Origin of the sequence: uncultured Cardiobacterium sp., from assembly GCF_938028185.1 — a bacterium.
Lineage (GTDB): Bacteria > Pseudomonadota > Gammaproteobacteria > Cardiobacteriales > Cardiobacteriaceae > Cardiobacterium.
Genome location: NZ_CALJAH010000290.1, coordinates 1 through 3,236, shown reverse-complemented (window position 1 = coordinate 3,236; position 3,236 = coordinate 1). Strand labels below are relative to the sequence as shown.

Below are 3,236 nucleotides of genomic sequence, written 5' to 3'. Positions count from 1 at the left end.
GCAAAGGCGGCTTTGGGCATATACACCTCGCCACGGATGTCGATAACCGCAGGCGGCGCGTCGTCGAGCAGGCGCAGCGGGATGGCGCGGATGGTGCGCACATTGGCGGTGACGTCCTCGCCGGTCGCGCCGTCGCCACGGGTCGCCGCGCGGGTGAGGACACCATTTTCATAACGCAGGCTGATGGCAAGGCCGTCGAACTTCGGCTCGGCGGACAGCAGCAGCTCATCATGGTCAAGCCGCTCCTGCAAGCGCTTGACGAAAGCGGCAAATTCCTCTTCGCTGAAGACGTTATCCAGCGACAGCATCGGCACGTCGTGCGCCACCGGGGCAAAAGCGCCATCGGCCTTGCCGCCAACGCGGCGGGTCGGCGAATCGGCGGGGACGGGGGCGCCGCTGGCTGCTTCCAGCGCGCGCAACTCGCGCATCAGCGCGTCGTATTCGGCGTCGGCAATGCGCGGGTTATCAAGGATATAGTAGGCGTGGTCGTGCGCGCGGATTTCGGCGCGCAGGGCGGTGATGCGGTCGGTGTCGGTCATGGGGTTATCGCTCACGGGGGATTCAGTTACGGTCAAGCAGCCGCTGCGTTGCCTCACGCAGTTCGGCGGCGGTGGTTTGTGGCGGCAGTGGCGTGCCGATGCGGACGGTGATGCGCGCGAACCATTTGCGCGGCCCGCCTTTCATCAGCCCGCCGCTGCGGGAAAAGAGGCTGCCCCAGAGGTTGTTAATGGCGACCGGAATCACCGGTGCCGGGTCGCGCGCCAGCATCCGCTCGATGCCGCGTTTGTATTCGCCGAGATTGCCGTCGCGAGAGAGTTCGCCTTCGGGGAAGATGCCGATGAGGTCGCCCTTGCCAATGGCGTTGTGCACGTGTTCAAAGGAGGCGAGGAAGAGTGCGCGGTCTTCGCGCTGTCCGGCGATGGGGAATGCGCCTGCGCTTTTGAAGATGTAGCGCAGTACCGGGATTTGGAAAATCTTGTAATACATGATGAAGCGCACCGGGCGGCGGATGGCGACCATGAGAATCAGCGCGTCCATGTAGCTCAGGTGGTTGCAGGCGATATAGGCCGCGCCGGTTTTCGGCACATTGTCGCGCCCATCAACACGCAGGCGGTAGCAGCAGGCGATGATGCAGATGACCAGGCAGCGCATGATGAATTCGGGGACGACGGTAAAGATGTAGAGCGAGATGGCAAGGTGCAGGCCGAGCAGCAGCGCAAACAGCGCCTGCATACTCCAGCCGAGTACGCCCAGCACCAGCACGCCGAGCAGGCTGACGATGACGAGGAAGAGCGCGTTGATGATGTTGTTCGCCGCGATGACTTGCGATTTGTGGCCGCTTTCGGCGCGGTGCTGGATGATGGCGTAGAGCGGCACGGCGTAGATGCCGCCGCCAAAGGCGATGGCGAAGAAGGCGAGGGTGGTGGGGATGAAGCGCGGGTCGTGGGCGAAGGCGGCCAGCGTTTGCGGCGCGCTGATGGCGGGATTGCCTTGAATGAGGATGACGCCCGCAAGCCCGGCAGCGAGGATAAAGGCGCCGACCGGCACCAACCCCGCCTCAATCCGCCCGCGCGCGAGCAGGTTGCTTAAGAGCGAGCCGATGCCGATGCCAACGGAAAACAGCACCAGCAGGTAGGTGGTCACGGTCGGGTCGCTGTTCAGAATTTCCTTCGTGTATTGCGGGATTTGCGTCAGCAGCGCACCGCCGAGCAGCCAGAACCAGGAAATGGCAAGGATGCACTGGAAAATCGTCTTCTGCCGCGCGGTGTAGGCGAGCAGCGTCGTCGTCTGCCGCCACGGCTGGAACGGCGGCAGCGCGTGGCGGTCGGTCTCACCCTGATACGCGGGAATGGCGTAGGCGGCGGCAACGCCGATGCCGACCGATGCCGCCATCGCCGCGAACAGCCACGGGTAGAGCGATTCACGCGCGACCAGCGACGCGCCGACCAGCGTGCCGCCGAGGATGGCGAGGAACGTCCCCGCCTCCACCAGGCCATTGCCGAGCATCAGCTCGTCTTCATTGAGCCGCTCCGGCAGGATGCCGTATTTCACCGGGCCGAAGAAGGTCGATTGCAGGCCGAGCAGGCACAATACCAGCACCATCAGCGGGATGAGGTCGCAGACAAAGGCGAGGATGCCGACCACCATGATGAACACCTCCAGCCACTTGATACGGATGATGAGAAAGCGCTTCTCGAAGCGGTCGGCGAGCAGCCCCGACCAGGCGGAAAAGAGGAACATCGGGAAGATGAACAGCGCCATGCTCAGGTTGGTGTAGAGGCTGAGCGTTTTGCTGTCGGAGAGGTGCAGGGTGAGATAGACCAGCAGCGCGTTTTTGTAGAGGTTGTCGGTAAACGCGCCGAAAAACTGGGTGATGAAAAACGGCAAAAAGCGGCGGCTAAAGAGGAGCATGGGATTCCTTTGCGAATGGGAAAGGCGGCATTATCGCCGAATGCGGCGGCGGAGGGGGCGATGATTGGCGCGATGACTGCCACGGTGGATAACTTGGTGCATAACTCGCGCATTTTGCCGAAAAACCTGATATTTCCCGCCCGTTACGACGAGGGTCGCCCCCAGTCGCGCGAGAAAAACACACTATAAAACAACAAACTAACAGAGATTGCGGTAAACAAAGCGCTTTTTCCGCTTGCATCCGCCTGCATCGCGCCAGCACGGCATTTGTGCATAACTTTCCCATGTGGCGACGGGCAACGGCAGCGCGCCCGACAGGCGGTTATCCCCAAAAAATGTGGACAAGGGCGGGGATGACCGCGGGCGCCGGAAAAATATTCAAGCACGACGGCAGGTTGCCCGCACGGCAGCGTTGCCAAAATAATGCGCAGCGGCAGCGGCTGCTTGCCATTCACCTGCAAGGCCTTGTCTGAAACTTTCGGTGGATGGCTATACCATTCAGCCGTAAACACGCCCAAGTCAATGCGGTTGCGTGGCGACGATTTTGTGAGCTACACCCTACGAATGGTCGCTATGCGAGCTGTTCCGGTTGCTTGTGTCTCGCTAACCCAACCTGCGAACAAAATCATCGTGTTATGACCCACTGCTATGGTTCGGGCGGTTACGGACTTCGTCCTAACCGCCCCTACGCGCTACCTGGAGCGGAAAATCGAAGAACACCGCATCGCCGGGCTGGAGCCGAAAATCACCAGCAAACCGAAAACCAAGCCGGGGAAAAAATTCCGGGGCGCGCCGGGCAAAAGCTACGGCAAGGCGGACGGCAA

The 3,236-nt window shown here is 61.6% G+C and carries 2 protein-coding genes and 1 pseudogene; 1 reads left to right on the top strand and 2 read right to left on the bottom strand.

What is annotated here, in order from left to right; genetic code table 11:
• Both ligA and Q0349_RS08560 read right to left on the bottom strand, forming a co-directional pair.
• A pseudogene (ligA, locus tag Q0349_RS08565) lies at positions 1-539 on the bottom strand (NAD-dependent DNA ligase LigA); the annotation flags it as partial.
• A gap of 22 nt (positions 540-561) precedes the next feature.
• Positions 562-2,412: an MFS transporter gene (locus Q0349_RS08560; protein WP_298080447.1), complete on the bottom strand. Its 1,851-nt coding sequence runs from the start codon at positions 2,410-2,412 to the stop codon at positions 562-564.
• A gap of 9 nt (positions 2,413-2,421) precedes the next feature.
• On the opposite strand from Q0349_RS08560, the gene Q0349_RS08555 reads away from it, so the two are divergent.
• Positions 2,422-2,601 carry a hypothetical protein gene (locus tag Q0349_RS08555; protein WP_298080446.1) on the top strand — a complete coding sequence of 60 codons (180 nt, stop codon included), beginning with the start codon at positions 2,422-2,424 and terminating at the stop codon, positions 2,599-2,601.
• Positions 2,602-3,236 lie beyond the last annotated feature (635 nt).